Source organism: Serratia proteamaculans, assembly GCF_946227095.1.
Taxonomy (GTDB): domain Bacteria; phylum Pseudomonadota; class Gammaproteobacteria; order Enterobacterales; family Enterobacteriaceae; genus Serratia; species Serratia proteamaculans_E.
Genome location: NZ_CAMISV010000007.1, coordinates 288782 through 307413, shown reverse-complemented (window position 1 = coordinate 307413; position 18632 = coordinate 288782). Strand labels below are relative to the sequence as shown.

The following is an 18632-nucleotide window of genomic DNA, read 5'->3' as shown; positions in this document are numbered from 1 at the left end:
AACGCCGCCACAGTGCCTGTGAGGATCAACCCCCTGCAGTTTATGAAAGTGCCTGGTTCATGAGGCACGGAACAGTCTAGGAAACTAGGGTCTATTCACACCGCTCAAGTCAACCACTGATATATTCGACTGCTTACTTCCATAGCCAAGTAAACTCATCAATGTACCTTCAAGAGTCTCTGTGTCTGCAGCAGGACCGAACAAGAACTGAAGTCGATCTTGAGCGACCTTTGATTCGAAGCGCGTAAAGAATTTGTCGAGCGACTTATCAGCATAGCTCCCAGAAGTAATGCTTTGAGCTTTTGTTGGATGGAATGTCAGCCGGCTGGAAAAATATTTATTCAATCTCTGATCTGCGTCCAGTAAGAGACCATGATTTGCGTCTGTTTTTCCATCGGGAAGAAGAGTGTAAGAGCCATCATCTATCATGTACCGCGCTTCATTTTTAGAGTTCGCAGTTTCATTTTTGATATTATACAGCGCATTCAAAACTTCTTGGATGTCAAATTTTAGGGGGCTATCGTAGAAAACAAATTTTGCACCAGAATTATGCTTTTTTTTATTTTCAGTGACTAATTGGCGAAAAACTGCAGACTGATTGTAGTTATCGCGCTCACCGGTATCCAGAAGTACCTCTTCAAGCTCTTCGCTGTTCAACAACCAATATGGAAGAGTTAGGTTACTTGCATCCAGAAAGTTAGCATCTGGGAATGCTGATTTATATTCAGAATGAATATCAAAGATGACTACGTGAGAGTTATTGAGTGCGTATTCGCCATCTTTCGCTCCAGCGGCCGATTGAATGATTTTTGCAATCGTGTGCGACTTTCCTGCGCCTGTCGATCCCACAACAGCAATATGCTTATTGAAAAAACGATTACCGTCCACCGGTACGTTGATTGCAGTATTTGAGACCAAAGAGCTGAATACAAATTTCTTGGGTTCTTCAACAGATTCTTCAAATATTTTTTTAATATCGGCTTCTGTTGCTGGTGCCACACCAGTCGGCGGGATTGTGAGCGTGTCACCGCCGCGGATAAATTTACCATCAACAATTATCCCAAGCGGCAATGCTTCTATAATGTGGCGACGTTCTGCTTTTTCAGTTACTTCAATACAGAAGTTTTCAATAATAGCAATTAGCGCGCAGTCTTCACTATCAGTAATTCGCAAATAGGAACCGACACGAATACTTTTACCATCAGAGAATGATGCAATATCGCTTACTGATATTTTCACTTTATCTGGAAAAACAGCAATAACCTCAGCCTTGATGTCGTTTAAATCGTTCATGCTTGCATGACCTCTTGTATGAAATAGGAACCGCTACTTTTAATAGGATGATACACAACCCCATTTGGAACTAGGGCATTATCTAAAGGTACCGTTTTGTATAAGTCAAAAACTTCAATAACTGATCCCGAAATTGCAGCCACAATTGATGCCAACTTGTCTTCGGAAGGAATAAACCTAACTCGCCAGAGATTTTCTTTAGTTGGCTCAGCGACCAGCAAAGTTGCTGAAAATTCTGCCCCCTGGAAGGGGTAACCTTCGCTGAAAAGAAGTCCTTGCTTCCAAAGGTTTTCTTTTAGTTCAATGAGTTCTATAGGACTGAGACCCCGTAATAACACATATGGACAAAATCGATCCTGCGGAGGAGTCCTCACGAGTTCCTTGTGCGAGAAAAACTCACCAAGTTTGATAATCATTCCTGTCGTTTTATCAACCTCATGTTCGTCCTCCATATCAATGACAAAGATCCTCGATGCCTTCGGCGTTTTTGTCATTTAAACTTAAATAATTTTCTTCGAATCATTTTTGCATAGTAGTCAGCACCGAATTTCTGCTGCAACCAAACACTAAAAATCATTTCCTTACGGTTTATCGCATTGAGGAATCTGACCCTGCTGATCTTGCGTTTTTCCTCATCATCCTCTACGGCTAAGCTTTGGATAACGTTTATTGCATTTGGATAATAGAATGTTTCAGCATCGGTATCAGTACAACCTGTAACCTCAGTAATGAGTAATTGGATAATCCTCTTTTGCTGATCCTCATACGAAAGCGCATTTAGGTTGATATCCAACAGCCCATGAAAACTAGCAAACTGTGCAGGTGTGATTGAAAGCTCTTCGTGAACCTTATATTCAATTTTTTCGCGTTTGTAGGTTAAAAAATTTTCTTTCAAAAAGGCTTCACTGAGAGGAAGTACAAGTTTATGTTGACCACTTTTGTAATGTCCGTAAAGTTGATACCTGAAAGCTTGGTTGTTCGGACATCCTGCAGCATGAAAGTGCCTGAGCATATGTATGATCGCATCTTTAATTACGGAATGGTTATATTCGGTACCTTCGTAATATTTGCACTGAATAAAAATATTTTCTCTACCATCAACCAAATCTACATCCTCGATACCTTCGACCGTTATGCTTGCATGCTCAGAGGCTTCAAGAAGCCGTACAATTGTCTGGTCGAACTGGTAAAAATAACCTTTGATAGTTGCTGTAGCACTACGATCCTTCATTACTAGTCCTATTATTGCCCCAACTTGGCATGTGAGACGACGATTCATGAGTCGTATGATCTAGATTATCTATTCATCGCCGAGTCCGATACAGCCCCAAATAATGAATTTGTGACCAAACATCAATTTGATGTTTTTTCTTCAAACAAGTTGCGCCGCTGGAAGACATATATGCGTAGAACAAGCGCCAGATACGAGGCAGGCGCACATAGTTGCAACAACATACCGCGCGGGGAGGATGGTCAGCAGGCAGTAAGGGCTGGATGATAGTCCATGTTTCATCGGGAAGGTCGTAGCGAGCCATAATTCAATATGTTGATAAAACAGTCAGTTACTATAGCTCAAGTGATTAAGGGACACAGCCTAGCGCTTGCATCCTCTCCTTCTCCGGTCAGATGATATGCTTTATCGCCCCCGATAAAATCACCAACAGCATCCAGAATGTCGCGTCTTTTTTAATAACTGATACATTTCTGGATATGTACGAAAGGGCGACAGAACGCCATACGCTCCTGCGTCCTTCTCGCTGCCCAGTTGATGGCATGAATATCCAGTTTCCCCTCAGGGGCAAGAGAACCCCCGGTAAAAACGCCGTCATTCCATCGATCCTTTTTCTGTAGTGCGCCTGTATCAGTGCCTATTCCATTTCTGTCCAGAGCCGGTACCACTTCCCAAGCCCCAGCTTGGGCACTGCAGCCCTCACCGTGCTAACACTTCAGCCCAGCTTTTCCCCAATTTCGACGGCAGAAATCTGTCCATAATGTTGTTACACAAACGTGATTTCGGCGATCATCCACACTGCTCGATGATTCTGGTGGTGCTGCGTTTTATCCGCCTGACCAGAACCCCTTGCATCATTTACGGTATTTTTCCTGATCCAGCGTATAGATATGCTCCCGGAAGATGCAGCTCAACCTGTCGGAGCTGCTACTGACGCAGCGGTAAGTCTACTGGCAGATACTTTATACGGTGAGACAAGAGCGGGGACAACTATATTAAATTTCAAATTAATATTCTTGATTAAACTATCATTTGCATCTATCCACTCCGGAACATTTGACAGATAACACAATACCTTCGAATTTATGAGTTATTCCCACAAAGTTATATTTTTGAAGGTTGTCGTTGCAGGCAAAGCCTGAATATCAATTATCCCGGCGAGTTCTTCCGAACGAGGTGCCCAGAGATTTGCATGTAAGCGCATTGCAAGATGCGGAACTGGGGTGGGATCCCAACTTACGCGCTCGTGCACAACTCTGCCATCTACGGACCAGACGATCCGGTCTGGTCGCCAGTCAATTGTATAGCGATGAAAATCCAGAGTGGCATCGAAACCAAGTTCTACGCGACATGGGGATCCCCTGTACCCATACCCTAATGTTGCCCCTTCGTCGCCAGGATTGAAATAGACGTTTACTAACATATGCTCTGGATCATCACTCGCTATTTCAATATCAATCTCCTGCCTTGGTGAATCCCGATGCAGAAAGAAACCGGTAACCAGACCGGAACCACGAGCAACTTTAATTTCTGCCTCAAATCGTCCATACTCAAAAGAATGTTTTGATGCAAAAGCTCCCGATCGGTACGGCCTGTTACCGGCAGGTATTGCGCTGATAGTAAGATGTGTACCGTCCTCATCGCAAACCAGGCTTTCTTTGGAGAACGAAGCCATATTACCTGGAAAAGTTTCGACAAGCCCAATGAAGGATGGCGTTTCGGCCGTCATATCTGAACAAAACAGACATTTGCCCACAGGATGTACATCATGACCAGAGAGGTGTGCCGGTCGCCACCCGTACTGAGGAGGTAGTACCCAAGGTGAGACATCTAGTAAACATGCCTTATGTGACTGGAGTCGAGCCTGATGGGATAAATCATAAGGCCGATCACCCCGGAATAATCTGGATTCGCGTGGCGCACCAATGGGGAATACTTGTGCAGGCCTGGAAAGATTGAGCAGGGTGCAAAGTGGATCCCACATTTGAAAATCTGGCTCACAGTCCGATAAGAATACCGAGCGTGATGAAGGTAATGATTTCAGCTCAAACTTAAATTGCTGTATTGCTCCCAACTCCACAATAAATTTTATTTCCGTCCTCGCGAGCACAGTATTAAAGGTTTCAGGTGTGAACGGAATATCAATAAGAACATCAAATACCTCAAAAAGATTCGGCAAATCCTGTGCCTGAATTTCGTCTTCATCGCCATCGAATACCCGAACCCGCAGCCCCAACATAGCCAGAGCCATCGCCAGCCCCTCTCGTTGGCCACCAGCAGTCCAGGCTATCACTGAACATGAGTCGGTTTTATCCGGAGCCATCAACCCCGTGCCGGCATCAACAATACCTGCACGAGCCAGGTAGGGAAGCACGGAATAAGCGTTATCGGAAGCACTATCCTGTCGTTGCAAAATAGCTGGCCTGGACAGCGCAAGCGCGCCAAGTTCATCAAAGCGATAATTCATCCATAGATCAACAGGGCCAACCACGGGCATTGCCCGCAGCAGAGCTGCAGCTCCATCGCGTGATAACACATAGCCAGAAAGAAACCACAGTCCTCTTACGGGCCTGAAAAGGTCATGACAACAGTCCATACGTTCTGCTGTTCCCCCTGCATCTTCATAAGACAGATACAGTAAATGCGGCCCGCGATCCTCTAAACATTCTCGTATGGCTGAGTGCCAGCCTCTTGTGATAGCTGCAACAGCCCCCCACCTAAACCATACATCGTCTTCAAGGACAAGAACATATTGCTTATCCCCCGCAGAAATAGTCTTCCAGACTTCCACGTGTGACCTTGCTACAGCAATCTCCTGCCGAGTCATTTTAATGGGTTCATCATTGCTGAAGTATGCCTCCAGCCTTGCATCCGGCTGGACATAAAGCTGATCACCAATACAGTAGATTGAATCAACGTCAGCCGTTGCGGCACTCGCGCGACCATCCCGGGCATCCACGGCGGAAAATCGCTGTGTAATAGAGGCTAATGGAAAACCATCATAAGTCCGGAATCTTTTGAGTTCTCTGTTCAACCTCCGCCATCTGCCGGGTTGGCGATCGAGATTAATAACTACAATTGAGCCGATCATTTCGGGATCTGAGCCGAAAACGGGAATCCTACGGCCAGGTATGATACTTATTATTACACGTAAAACTCTGAATAATACCTTGCGCAAAACACCTGAGGCATCCTGAAGATTCATTGATTCTGTCCTTGATATGTGGGTTCAGGCTGAGCCCATATTACGCCAATTACGTTCGTCATTACGGTAGGAAAGATCCCAGCGAGTTTCTGCAATCATTTCCCAATCCCGTAAAAACTCAAAATCGAATGGCTCCCCTTCCCTTATCAATTTGTGAGCATGTGCTGCCAAAGCCGCAGTGAAATTCCCTGGCCCCGTCGTTGATTGAATTTCAGGTAAGTGAACATCGCTCAGCAGCGTTTCGGTTGCCCGAATAAGCGCTCTCTGCAAAACAGGATGGCCCGCTGGGGCCACAATAGGGTCATTATTAATGTAAAATATTCGCTCAGTCGTCGGCAAATCGCTTCTCCAGATATCCACAGCTGGCACCATCGAAGAGGACTGAATGTCGTAACATAATGGTTGTACTTTGAGTGCCCCATCATGGAAGAGATATTTCCAGTTGTCGCCAAGTAAAACATCGTCAGCATCAACGTATAACCCCCCCTCAGCGAGTAAAACGCACATGCGCAGATAGTCGCAGCGCATTGCCGGGTGGTGACAAAGAGAGAAGGCTTTACATTCTTTAGCGCCATATCGATCGGCAATATATGCCATTGCCGATTCATCGTTAAACAGACTACATTCAAAACCATCATCACGAAGTCGATCCCAGCTTCTGAGACAAACCATAACGTCTTCCGGCACATTATGCTGGTCATGCCAGTAGCGAATCAGTTTCTTTGGAATGAGTGGTGATAACACCTGTTTATCAGAACTTAACGAAGCAGGGTGTGCCAGTTGCTGCAGCGTAAGATCACGGATGAAAGAAGAGCGTAAATAGTCATCCTCTTCAAAACCAATCAGATATGAATTCATACTCCCCTTGTAAATCAAATTTTTTTGAACAGCATGCATAAAGCACTCTCCAGATTTTGCCGCTTAACGATTAGTCGAACTGGCGCAGGATAATCCTTTATTTTTTGCATAAAATGGCTGAGTCCTCCTTATATGCCTGATAACGTGAGGAATCAATTAAAAGATATGCCTGACCTTCCACCACAAACCCATCCAGGTGATGCTCCTGTACATATGCATCCAGATCATTGATATTGTTTATGAAGCCTTTACCATTGAAGTTGAGAGATGTATTGCACAAGACACCATAACCAGTGCGTTTTTTAAATGCTGAAAGTAATTTATGAAGATTTTTATTTGTTGCTGATGTCACTGTCTGAATACGCGCAGTGCCATTAACATGTGTGACTGCAGCAAGGGCTTCTGTCTTCGCCCGATGCGTAAAGAGCATATATCGACTTTCGTGATGACATCCGAACCATTTTTCAGCATCTTCCAGAAGACAAACCGGAGCAATTGGGCGAAATTGCTCACGTTGTTTTATTTCGTTTAAACGAACCCTTGTACTTTCCTGAAACGGAGCCGCAAGGATGGACCTGTTACCAAGTGCGCGTGGACCAATTTCGTATTTTCCATTCACCCAGCCCAGTATGAGATTGTTAGCCAGCATATCGGCAATCTGCTCGTTGTCGACATTATAGACATCATATTTCTCTGAGCAGAATGTATCGTCCATTCTAAAGTCTAATCCGCTGTAAACATTCCATTCAATTTTGGGGTTACCTGTAAAATAGAACTGGGCATCAATCGCAGTGCCTATAGCAACTCCGGAATCGTTAGCAACCGGAGGGACGAAGACTTCCGAAAAAAGATTTGTCTCCTTCCACTTAGTATTCCAGTCGCAGTTCAGACCACATCCACCAGCAATAATAAGCGGCTGCCTTTTCGTTAGATTTTCCTTTGCAAACTGATAAAAAACATTAAACAGTGCATTGCTATATATCCCAGTGAAATTTCGAAATTCTTTATCGTCCAGCCCAACATTATAGTGCGGAGCTTTTTCAATATTCGCGTACTCGCTAAGTTTTCTCACAGGACCATCCAACAGAAAGTCGATGAGTTCTTGTTCTTCCGAGGACGCAATACTTCTCTTTGAAAAAGATGCTAACGCCATAAGTTTCCCGGCATCAGAGAAACGAGGGTAGGCACTATCTTTGGAAAAACTTGGGTCCGCTAACCCATAAACTATACCATAGCGGTTCCCTGGTTGATTTTGAACATCACCAACGAGAGTTATATTCAGATCCGCATCTAATTCGTAGAATGCTCCGATTCCACCTTCCCATACCAAAGCATAACAGGATGTTCCTTTTGGAAAATCTGACATACCAAATGCACAGAGTATGTGTGCTCGCTCGTGAGAAGATGAAAAATATTTAATTTTCTTTTTTAAGAATCGTCTTTCTGAGACCATGACATCTGTACTTGATATGCCCCGATAACCAACGTTAACTTTCGAGCCTTTTAAATACTCCTCATGATCCCTGGGCCACCATCCACCTGCACAAATAACCTCTGGTATATCGTCCATTTCGCCAATAGCATTTAACACATCTGAAATGCTCAGTGAGGAATATCGATTATTCGAATCTTTTTCCGCCTCGACAGACATTATTAATCGACCATTTTCAAGTAATGCCACAGCACCATCATGACCTGGATTATAAGAGAGAATTTTCATTGGTGAGCAACCTCTATACATTGTAATTTCACATTATCCATCTATTTTCATCTGGATTAATTCATACTTTATTCACTGGCTGTTCTGCTACACTCAGATGCATATTCTTTTCCAGTAGTATCCATTCTTCATCACTCCAGAGACAAAAACCGACTTCGCTGCTATGGGATTTCTTCAGCCCCAACCTTCTCGCCATTTTATAACTGACATTGCATTTCTCCCCGGAAGACGCTCAGTAACCGCAGTGCCCACTCTCGGATAGTCCGCTTTAAGAATACCGAGCTCCGCCTCCCGCCAGATACGACCACTTTGCCCCCAGGGTCGTCCACCATCGAAAATATCGCAGCGGCACTCCTGCCCGGAAGCAGCCGCGTAAGTGACCTTGCTTCGACCCCTAGGGAATAGTGGTCACGAATACTATCCATTTCAATATCACCCCACGGTGCACTTTTCTTTTTGCAACACCCGATCTTGTCAGCCATCAATCCCACCGAACCTAAATAACTGTTCGGAATAGTAGATCACTTATGGGGAACTCAGTCCGGATTATGCGATCTGATCAATCGCTGAATATCTCAAATCACCAGCCGGACTGAGCAATGCCGATCATAGCACCAATACCCAGAACTGAACGACGCTTCATGCAGAAAACGATCCATAAAACAAAGGACAAAAACCACGCCCGGCGGCTCACCGCCATGCTGATGCTGCATCGTGGTGACACCGTCAGTCATGTTGCCAGAACGCTCTGCTGTGCCCGTTCGTCGATTGGTCGCTGGATTAACTGGTTCACGCTGTCTGGCGCTGAAGGACTGAAGTCATTGCCGTCAGGACGTGGGAGGCGCTGGCCGTTCGAGCATATTTGCGCATTGCTGCGTGAGCTTGTTAAGCATTCTCCCAGCGATTTTGGTTATCAGCGTTCCCGCTGGAGTACCGAACTGCTGGCGATAAAAATCCGTGATGTCACCGGTTGTTCGCTACATGCTTCAACTATCCGGCGATGGTTACCTGCAGCCGGACTGGTATGGCGCAGAGCAGCACCAACACTGCATATCAGGGACCCGTATAAGGAAGAAAAAATGGCAGCGATTAATGTGGCGTTAGCCAGTTGTAGCACAGAACACCCGGTTTTTTACGAAGATGAAGTAGATATCCACCTCAATCCCAAAATCGGCGCTGACTGGCAGTTACGCGGGCAGCAAAAGCACGTTGTCACGCCGGGCCAGAATGAAAAGTACTATCTTGCCGGTGCGCTGCACAGTGGTACGGGTAAAGTCCGCTACGTTGGTGGAAACAGTAAATGTTATCCTTATTTATCAGACTGTTAAAACACCTGAAGGCGACATACCGGCTGGCAAAAACGATTACGCTTATTGTCGATAACTACATCATCCACAAAAGCTGTGAAACGTTGCGTTGGCTGAAAGCAAACCCAAAGTTCAGGGTGATTTATCAGCCGGTTTACTCGCCGTGGGTCAATCATGTCGAACGGTTGTGGCAGGCGCTTCATGAGACAATAACCCGAAATCACCAGTGCCGTTCAATGTGGCAACTGTTGAAAAAGGTTCGTCACTTTATGGAAACGGTAAGCCCATTCCCCGGTGGAAAACATGGACTGGCTAAAGTGTAGCGGTATTAGGATCAGTTATTTAGCGTTTGGCTCAACCGGACAAAAATCTCAGCAATAGGCATGGAAGAATAGTTATGCTCCAGAAAGATTAAATCCCCGACAGTCCATATGACACAGTAATTACGGTAACGAACTGAATCACTCATAATTTTTAGCACCATTTTTACTCTGATGCATTCTGTTTTATTTCAGCATAGCGGGCTGCCAATTGTTTCAGATGCATCTCCAGTTGAGACTTCGCAGCGGCGGGTATCCAACTAATGGCGTACCGGTCCAAGCCCATCTTCACCACGCAGGATGTCCAACAGTGGTATTATTTTTTCCAGAGGCGGTCGAACTCCACCTTCGCAAAATATGCGGAAGTCTGGCACAAAATATCATTAGTTCAGAGGTCTGGTGCTGCACCACAAACAGCATCTCATCATGATGCTGCGGGTTGGACAACGGATGTTGGCAGTCCAGCAGTTGATCCAGGCACAGATAGTCGCCGTAGCTCATGCGTTTGGAAAAATCGGTGACAATCGCGCTTTCTAATTCCCGTTTGTTCATCTGTTCTCTCCGCTGCGCTCACGACCGGAAACGGCGTGTAGTGTGCTGCAAACAGAAAACATAGTACGCAACCCCCAGCCCTGAAGGACTATCAACCAGAGTTGCCACGCAGATCTCAGTCATGTGGATCATGTAGCCTGGCGTCGTCGGCAACAAAAAGGCCGGTGGGTGATAACACCAACCGGCCCAAACTATCATCCTGCTATATCAGCGCAAAAATTAACCGCGCGCTTTGACTGAGGACAGAATACCCGCAGCCTTCAGGGCAACATTATTGAATTTGTTTGCCTGGAACAGCAACGCAGTCTGGTTGTCGCTGGCAACCAGTTTTGGATACATATTGCCGCCACCCGTTTCGTTAATGCGCTCCTCACTGCCAATGGCAAAGAAGTTCGCGTCGAATCGGTTGAAATAGGCACCCATCGTGCTCGAAGTCCATGCTACATGGAATTCATACGGTTCTTGTTGAGTTAACGCCTTGTAAATATAAGGGAATGACGGTGAACCGGAAGATACGCTATTAAGCTTATTAGCCGCATAAGTTTCACCGACTTTAGCAAACACCCGAATGTTAGTGCCATAAATGTCCTGACCCAGGACATAAACCAGCATGATACTGTTAATGGTTGCATCAAGCACGGCGTGGAATTTACCCATACCAGCCTGAGAGTATTGCGTCATCGGCACAACAGGTGGCGTGCCACCGGCCGGTTTGCCGATACTCAGGAATTTCACTTCCCCCACTTTTTCCAGATAAGCGATAACCACTTTCTCGCCATGATTCATAAGAACAATATTTTCGGTTACCGCCGTGCCTAATTCGACATTCGCACCGTTATAGCCAGTGTGGATCTTGGTAGAAATATCAAAGTCATAGCTTTCTTTTACCAGCGTGTTCGGATCTAGGTACGCACCCTGGATCTTTTTCTCGCTCGTCGATACCCAGGTTGCCAGCAGTAGCTTGCTTACCGGATTATAAATGATCCGCGGGCAGGTATAGTCACCATTACCACCGCTGATCTCAATATCCTGGAACTGAGTTGAGGTAATCCCACCCGGGCCGGCAGTGAACTTACGCGCATAGATTTTAAATTTGCTGCTGGCATTACCCGCCCAAACGGCGACAAAATCATCAGTATCATCAATACAGGTGACATTGGCATCCTTGTTCATACGCGCCTGAAGGGTACAAATGGACACCGGCGGAACCAACGCCCCAGTTGCCGTTTGCATACGCGTCATCAAAGTCTCATTATTTGTCGCGTTAACGGGCGCTAAATAGGTGGCTAACAGATGGCCTGTCTTCTTGGTGATTTGTAAATCACGGATTGAGTCTTTCTTGCTATCATCCCAAAAAATATTAAAGCCATTCTGCCATTTGGTATTCATACATACTCCATTTAACGTTTTATCTAAATCAATTTTTACGGACCACTCCGGGGTACAAGGGAGGGTTCCACCTATATATTTACCCAAAACTGAAAAAAACAATTCCTCATTACATTTCCCAAAATTCTTATCTACATCAACTTTACTTTTCCATACCTTCTGTCCTTCATCGTATTCAAACTTTTCAAACTGATAGCTCTTGTCATGTTTCTCATTAACCAACTGCAAAGAAACAAAAGGAGAATAATACTTAACCCATACTTCCACGCTGGCCAAATTACTTCCTGCTTCCTCAATAAAAACGGAATCATGAATTGTTGGCTCAACATCCATAAACTGAATGTTACTATGAAATTTCTCCGCAACTGTACCGTTGGCTAAATTCACCTCAACTCTGAGATTGTAAGATTTAAAACCCTCTTTGTTGATAATAGCGATGAATTCGTCAACATTTTTATCAATGACGATATCAAATAAAGGCTGCAAGGTGCTGGTAACTCCGGTTGTTGCCAGTAACAGTGTCGTATCGCCATAGTAAATTGAGACGCCTTTATTCTTAAGGTCGCTGGGTGAACCTGCTACGATTGTTATTTCCAACCGACGCTTGTCGGGATTATTAATAAAACTAAAGCACTCAGATATTTTTATTTCAGTAATGGCCATATTACACCTCAATCATTGTCAGATTTAACCCTGTCATTTTTATAACCCAGACCAACGAAACGAGGCTCGCTACAGTCAGTCTGATACCCCACAAAATACTCACCATCGATATAAACCATTTGGTGATTACCTGGTTTATTAGCGGAAAAGTAGACTTCCGGTGAAACTGTGTTTATCTGTTCGTTGAATTTTTTAAAATGCAGCATATCCGCACCTTCCCAAGACACGAAATAACCGTTTTCAGCTTTATCAACCTGAGGACGATAATAAATTCCCGGACTGCTATTTAAAGGAAGTGCGCTGTAAGCGTCATAGCGTTGCTCATCCACTTTGCCGAAGACCTTATTAGCCACACCATTTACACTCCAATTTTTAGATAATGGATCAAACTGGCAATAACATGTAATCACCAGACTCTTATCTTTATCGTACAAACCGGCGAAGGCTCCAATGTCATCCTCAGTAATGACAAACAACTTAGTGCAGGACAGCCCCAGATTTTTATCAAACACCAGCTTGAACACCGAGATATTTTCGCGAACATTGCTTAGCTGCAAGAAACAGCCATGGTTATCATCGCTAAATTGTGCGATAGCCCCCGTCATTTGTCCGAGCATCTCATCAAAGTAGCGTAATGACAGAGCCTCATCAATTAACTCGACCGGAGAAAGCTGTTCATAGGTCTCTGCATCCAAAGCGACAACATAGGCGCCATTGGTATTACCATCGACGAAGGAGACAATAATTACACCGTTAACCAATGTACCGCTGGCTTTGATGATAGACATACCGTTGATAAAGTTTAAAGGTGCCGCATCTGCGAGTGTCAATCCCTCGTCATTACTTTTAATCCTTGTGATAAAGACGGCGTCATTATCATTTTCTGTCCGTGAAGTGAAAATGACATGTGCTGTAACCCCATCATAATCTTTAGTAAAGAATGATACTCGAGAATATAAATAACCATCTGGCGATTTTAATTGCGTCGTACTCCAACCGCCATTATTAAATTTATTGAGGTAAATGTTACTATAAAAATCCACATCTTTTCTATACAGAAAAATTGACTCGCCATTAATTAAAGCCGAATCATGGCTTTTGAAAAAAGTTCTCAATGCGTAGTTATCCATGTTATTAATCCTCTTTTGTTTTGAATGCGTATATATTTAACTTTAAAGACAGCATCGTCAATAAGTTAAAATTTAAGACAGGTTACAAATTTATTAATAATTAAAATATAATTAACAGGAATTAAACGTAACGTTCTCGCGACAATTCAAAATGCACTCCATCTTTAAAACTTTTCCAATCTCCTCCCCAGACAATAGGTATATCGCTCTTCCTGGCAGACTCTTTCATGGCATCGGCAACCATTTGAAAGAACTCCCAGCGATCCCACGGGATCACTTTATTCAGCAGAGGGGCAAGATCGACTGCATGCCCGGTCAAATGTCGGCTATTCAAAGTCTGACTGTGCCCTTCCTGTTTTAGCTGTCGTTGCCTGTCGAGGGTCCTGACGCCTTCTATAACGCTAAAATCCACTTCGGAAAGGGATAACGCCATACGAACTAGCGTGACCAAATCGGGATGTACCCCGTGAAGATTTCTTTCACTTCGGTAACTAAAAGTAAATTTCTGCATCATTTGACTCCATTACGAAAAAATATTCTATTGGCAATCAAATCTATTGCTCCACTGCCCATTGCCCCAAAAGATCCGGCAACGGCACAAGTCATATATATGCTACTGCCTACCTCAAAGCTCAATAACCCCCCTAAAACACCGGTAAAACCCGAGACGACAATCTGAAAAAAAACGCCAACCCACCGCCATTCAGCCTTGTCATTTTTAACATCCATGATATATCTAACCAATCCTCCCCATGCAGAGACCAAGCCAATGAGCGTCCATGTTATTAACTGGGTATCTTCAGGAACTTTAAAGTACAACCTACCCTCCAAATTTATTTAAAACCCCAAGTTAATATAATTGAAAGAGGAGTAAGCCTATCGTCAATAGTACCTAATGTAAAATAAGAAATCCTTAATGCATGTTAAGTAATAAACAATTTTAAAATCATGTAAAAACTGAAATAATTAATAAAAATTATAATAAAAAACCTCTATTTCCAGGGATATAAAAACCAATCATCAATAAGGAAATATGATGTTCACATCAAGAGAACTTAATACGTTCATTAGCGTCGCCGAGAAAATGTCGATAAAACTGGCTGCGGAAGACTTAAATATAACTTCACCCGCAGTCTGTTCCATGATAAAGAAGCTTGAACGAAGGATCGATAACAAGCTTTTTATTTTTGAAAACAATAAGATGATTCTAACGCAATACGGAAAGAGAATTTACTCATTAACAGAGGGCCATTTTCACACATTGAAATCCCTCGAAGATAAAATGAAAAACAACAAAGAGATAATAAAAATATTTATCAGTTCAGAATATTTGTTTTTATCGCCTTTTATCACTAACCAATTTAAAAAGAAATCAATTGAGATAATTCTAACCAGCGTTACCGATGAGTCCACTGACATAATAATCGACGATACACATAACGGGAGCATAGAGCATTGCGAATACCACAGCATGGTATCCGAACTGTTCTTTTATCTTATTTACGATAAAAACAATACCTGCAAAGACGTTTTTATTCATAGTGAATATGCGCATTTGATAAACAAATTCATTCTGGAAAAAACAATAGACAAACTTAAATCTGAGGTGGGTATAGGAGGGAAACTCACTCTTTCATCAAATATTACATCCATGATCGAGATGGTGATATGTACCTTAGGTTATGCAATACTCCCACATACCTGTTCAGTGCTGAAGTGCATGTTTAACTCTACGTTTGAGCTGATAACAAAGAAAATTGATGTTAACATTCCATTATATATCTACACACACAAGAGAATTGACACGGAAATGATTAAACGCATTTTCGATGACAAAAATTAAAAAAAAACATCACGCCTCCGGGAGAAGGAGGCGTGAGCTTTCAAGATTATAATGGATAAACTCCGTACAAGAAAATTTCTTTTTCTTCCTCTCGCAATCGTAACCTTTCCTTACTGCTGTTCACCCCCCAGTATGAAAAATATTCGCTCACGTCATCAAGCTTTGCATCATTAATGAGTGTCAACATGGGCGATGTATTACCTGACTTCCATATTTCTACCCCACTTCTTTTACCAAAGACTCCGGGACCAACATCATAGAACAATGATAGCACCGCATCAAATTGATACTGGGCCAACGGAGTCATAATAATTTCATTCAACCTTTGCTCACACTCCATAATGTCGGACTGTAATAAACTCAACGCAGTCAACTCAGAGATGGTTCTTCCTGGTCCGACATTTTTATTATAACCATAACCCACAGCCCACTCACCCTCGTCATTTACATAGGATGACAGGCAACATCTTCTGCTTTTTTTTATGAAATTAAATCCATTTTCTGATAGAACCTGATACATTATCCACCTCTGAAAGTCCATTTTACAATTAGATTAACAAGATAGTTTTATCAGGCCCTATTCTCAATTTAATTTTAGTTAACCATGAGTAAGGATTGAAATGAATGGACTTTATTTTCTAAATAAAACCAAGGTAATTCTAATCAGTTTTTTAAATAAATCATTGCTAGTTATTAACGATACGCTCTGCATAGCCATATTTGATGGTATTAACATTGAAACTACTGCCATTAGTTCGTTTTTCCAAATATCACATCCCTAAGGCCCCCTTGTGTCCGCCACCCGCAACTCATACACCATGGTCGCGTTTGGCGGAACCTTTGGCGGAAAACCAGCGTCACCGTAGGCTAACGCCGGTGGAACGACAACAGTCAATTCACCGTGGTTTTTTACATACCCAATGGCCTCACGGAATAGTGGCGGATACTCTTGGAGTGGCTGAGACAGGACTTTGCCGTTAAGACCCATATCCTGAATCACCTGACCATCTGTCAACATCTCTCTCACCACTACGTCTACCCGCGCATCGGCGGGGATATCTCCTGCACCGATATAGTCCACTCGATACCAAAATCCTGCCGGAGATTGCCTCACACCTTTACTTTGGGTAAACGCCTCCAGATACGTCCGATCCCGCTGACTTTGTTTTTGCATCGTCTGTTGTCGCGCCAATGTCACCCTGGCTTCCGAGTCGGCCAACGCCTTGGCCAATACGTCAGTGGTCAACTGATACTGGCCGGCAAAAGCGTCTATAACGCCTGCCAGCAGAGGTTGGCGCTCGGTATCAACGCCCCATCCTTTACGTTCATCCAGCATCTGCAGAATATCGCGCCCCAGTGCGCCACCCGCAGCATACGATTGCTGCCCGGTAGCCGTTTTCAGCGCCTGCGGCAACACCATCAATTTGGCCCGCTCACGCAGCGCCTCCGCATCCTGCCGCAGCTGCTGTTCTATGCCGGCTTGCTTTACCTGTGCGGTTTCAGCTTTACTGACCCGAGCCAGCAACACCTGCTGTTGCACTTGTAGATCGGTAACCCTGATTTTTAACGCGTGAACCTGCGCCAGGTTCATAGCCGCCGACTGTTTCTCCCGGGCCGTTTCTTCGTTTGCCTGCCGCATCAGCTCCGCCATCCGCCGCTCATCCGGCGAAAGGTTGATTGCATGTCGCAACCCGCCGATCAACTTCAGCAGTCCAGACAGTGCCGCAGGTTTTACCCCCGGCACCTGCGTAACGGACTGTGCTTCACGTAATGCCGCTAATGCGTTCTCCAACTCATGGATCTTTTGTTGTTGGCGTTCTATCTGCATCGTGGAGGGCAGCGTTTTACTGGGAGTGCCGGTTTTTATTTTCAACGCGCGCATTTCTTTTTCAACCACCACGGGCGGCGATAGCGAATGTTGATTGTTGTACTGCTCCGCAAATTGCAACAGAGCAGGCACGCCCTCCTCTGCATTCAGGGAGCTTGAGACCAACAGTAGCGCTATCACCCCTTTTCGTTCAGGCAGTTTCATTTAAGGCGCTCTCCGCGATCCGCCAATCCTGTCATCACCGCCTGATTTACGTCGGCACACAGACGGTTCACCTTGTAGCGATACAGTGCATCCACCGTTTCCTGAGTATCGCGCTTCACTTGGGTACGCAATCCTGCGTATTGAGCGGCGCCGCTCATCAGGCGCTCAAATTCCTGTTTATATTTTCTGTAACCTATGGCGTCTATGCCATGCAGCGCATCCAACTCTTTTTGGCACTGTTGCAAACGCTCCGCTTCCTGTTGGGCCTGGGATAATTCAACAGCGGTCTCGGGGGCATTTTTTGCCGTCTGGGACGACCGCCGCCTCTGCTCGCAACCGTTCAGTACCAACGTTGCTATCAAAAGTGGCAAAACTAACGCGCCACGCCGCCACAGCGGTTTGTTCATATCCATTTTCTTACCTCTTCACAGTTTTCAAGCCACCCAACCGCAGCCAATGGTATAAATCAGCATTACGCTTAAACCCCAGCTTTCTCATCGCAGCCTGTTTGTGATTACTGACTGTTTTCACGCTGAGAGATAAATAACGGGCAATAGCCGTTGGTGGCATTTCCCAGGCCAGATAGCGCATTACATCCCGCTCCCGTGGGGTAATCGGCTGCAGCTCACACCAGGGGCAATGACTGGTAACGATGCCAGACCCTCTCGCTATCAGGACATCCTCAACCCGTACCAGGATGTTCTCGATCCGTTCATCACGGATAATTACCCCGGACTCTCTGCTACAGCGCGGTCTATTCCGCCAACGGGTATCTCCCCGCGCCCTCAATGAAAAATTAAGCTGCCCGCAGCCTGCTTCATTGCGCAGGCAGAAACGCGCCTGCCAGTCCCGCTCTACGGCCTTGAACACCATATCTGCATGGCATGCCGCCGTATCATCTAACACCTTCACCTGAAGCCCCTTCTGTTCCAGGTGAGGCACTATCAGCTGTTGCAGACCTTCGATAAAAAATTTATCGTTATCAATAAACACCAGAGAAATTACCTTTCCCATTTCTCACTCCTTAGAAATAAACGTCGTCCATGCCCCGCCATGGTAATAATTAACTTACCGGAGATATTTAATATA

At 44.6% G+C, this 18632-nt stretch carries 15 protein-coding genes, 2 pseudogenes and 1 other annotated feature; of the genes and pseudogenes, 2 read left to right on the top strand and 15 right to left on the bottom strand.

Annotation, left to right across the window (positions count from 1 at the left end):
- Nucleotides 1-84: 84 nt before the first annotated feature.
- The 6 genes from OC597_RS16440 to OC597_RS16415 all read right to left on the bottom strand — a co-directional run bounded on the left by OC597_RS16440 (nt 85) and on the right by OC597_RS16415 (nt 8307).
- Complete coding sequence (locus OC597_RS16440; protein WP_262209601.1) at nt 85-1293, bottom strand: ATP-binding protein; 1209 nt, start codon at nt 1291-1293, stop codon at nt 85-87.
- The gene (locus OC597_RS16435; protein ID WP_262209599.1) at nt 1290-1787 is read right to left on the bottom strand and encodes a hypothetical protein; all 498 of its coding nucleotides are present in this window, start codon (nt 1785-1787) and stop codon (nt 1290-1292) included. Before OC597_RS16435 ends, OC597_RS16440 begins: the two co-directional genes overlap by 4 nt.
- The gene (locus OC597_RS16430; RefSeq protein ID WP_262209597.1) at nt 1784-2524 is read right to left on the bottom strand and encodes a DUF4297 family anti-phage-associated protein; all 741 of its coding nucleotides are present in this window, start codon (nt 2522-2524) and stop codon (nt 1784-1786) included. Before OC597_RS16430 ends, OC597_RS16435 begins: the two co-directional genes overlap by 4 nt.
- 1090 nt (nt 2525-3614) lie before the next feature.
- Nucleotides 3615-5729, bottom strand: coding sequence for a family 16 glycosylhydrolase (locus tag OC597_RS16425; protein ID WP_262209595.1), 2115 nt, complete (start codon nt 5727-5729; stop codon nt 3615-3617).
- 24 nt (nt 5730-5753) lie between these two features.
- Nucleotides 5754-6626, bottom strand: coding sequence for a glycosyltransferase (locus OC597_RS16420; RefSeq protein ID WP_262209593.1), 873 nt, complete (start codon nt 6624-6626; stop codon nt 5754-5756).
- Nucleotides 6627-6684: 58 nt separating this feature from the next.
- Entirely contained in the window at nt 6685-8307 is a 1623-nt protein-coding gene (locus OC597_RS16415; protein WP_262209592.1) for a carbamoyltransferase C-terminal domain-containing protein, read from the bottom strand.
- Nucleotides 8308-8906: 599 nt separating this feature from the next.
- Between OC597_RS16415 and OC597_RS16410 the strand changes: the two are divergent.
- Nucleotides 8907-9937: pseudogene (locus tag OC597_RS16410) on the top strand (IS630 family transposase).
- Nucleotides 9938-10180: 243 nt separating this feature from the next.
- Nucleotides 10181-10296, bottom strand: a sequence feature (AL1L pseudoknot).
- A gap of 22 nt (nt 10297-10318) precedes the next feature.
- On the opposite strand, the pseudogene OC597_RS16400 reads toward OC597_RS16410, so the two are convergent.
- The 5 genes and pseudogenes from OC597_RS16400 to OC597_RS16380 all read right to left on the bottom strand — a co-directional run.
- Nucleotides 10319-10486, bottom strand: a pseudogene (locus OC597_RS16400) (tryptophan 2,3-dioxygenase family protein); the annotation flags it as partial.
- Between the two features lie 219 nt (nt 10487-10705).
- Nucleotides 10706-12538, bottom strand: coding sequence for a hypothetical protein (locus tag OC597_RS16395; RefSeq protein WP_262209589.1), 1833 nt, complete (start codon nt 12536-12538; stop codon nt 10706-10708).
- Nucleotides 12539-12546: 8 nt separating this feature from the next.
- Nucleotides 12547-13668, bottom strand: a complete 1122-nt coding sequence (locus OC597_RS16390; protein ID WP_262209586.1) for a hypothetical protein — start codon at nt 13666-13668, stop codon at nt 12547-12549.
- Nucleotides 13669-13789: 121 nt separating this feature from the next.
- Entirely contained in the window at nt 13790-14179 is a 390-nt protein-coding gene (locus tag OC597_RS16385; RefSeq protein WP_112350383.1) for a M15 family metallopeptidase, read from the bottom strand.
- Complete coding sequence (locus OC597_RS16380; RefSeq protein ID WP_181575071.1) at nt 14179-14487, bottom strand: phage holin family protein; 309 nt, start codon at nt 14485-14487, stop codon at nt 14179-14181. Before OC597_RS16380 ends, OC597_RS16385 begins: the two co-directional genes overlap by 1 nt.
- 214 nt (nt 14488-14701) lie before the next feature.
- Between OC597_RS16380 and OC597_RS16375 the strand changes: the two genes are divergently transcribed.
- Nucleotides 14702-15511 (top strand): helix-turn-helix domain-containing protein, encoded by an 810-nt coding sequence (locus tag OC597_RS16375; protein ID WP_316044868.1) that lies wholly within the window; start codon nt 14702-14704, stop codon nt 15509-15511.
- Between the two features lie 46 nt (nt 15512-15557).
- Here OC597_RS16375 and OC597_RS16370 read toward each other — a convergent pair whose 3' ends face one another.
- The 4 genes from OC597_RS16370 to OC597_RS16355 form a co-directional block, all read right to left on the bottom strand.
- Nucleotides 15558-16031, bottom strand: coding sequence for a lysozyme (locus tag OC597_RS16370; protein WP_261142589.1), 474 nt, complete (start codon nt 16029-16031; stop codon nt 15558-15560).
- Between the two features lie 258 nt (nt 16032-16289).
- Nucleotides 16290-17543 (bottom strand): FKBP-type peptidyl-prolyl cis-trans isomerase N-terminal domain-containing protein, encoded by a 1254-nt coding sequence (locus OC597_RS16365; protein ID WP_262209579.1) that lies wholly within the window; start codon nt 17541-17543, stop codon nt 16290-16292.
- Nucleotides 17540-17956, bottom strand: a complete 417-nt coding sequence (locus OC597_RS16360; protein ID WP_112350378.1) for a YuaE family lipoprotein — start codon at nt 17954-17956, stop codon at nt 17540-17542. The genes OC597_RS16365 and OC597_RS16360 overlap by 4 nt, the downstream gene beginning before the upstream one ends.
- Before the next feature lie 4 nt (nt 17957-17960).
- On the bottom strand, nt 17961-18557 hold the full coding sequence (locus OC597_RS16355) for a helix-turn-helix transcriptional regulator (RefSeq protein WP_112350377.1): 597 nt from the start codon (nt 18555-18557) through the stop codon (nt 17961-17963).
- Between the last annotated feature and the right edge of the window lie 75 nt (nt 18558-18632).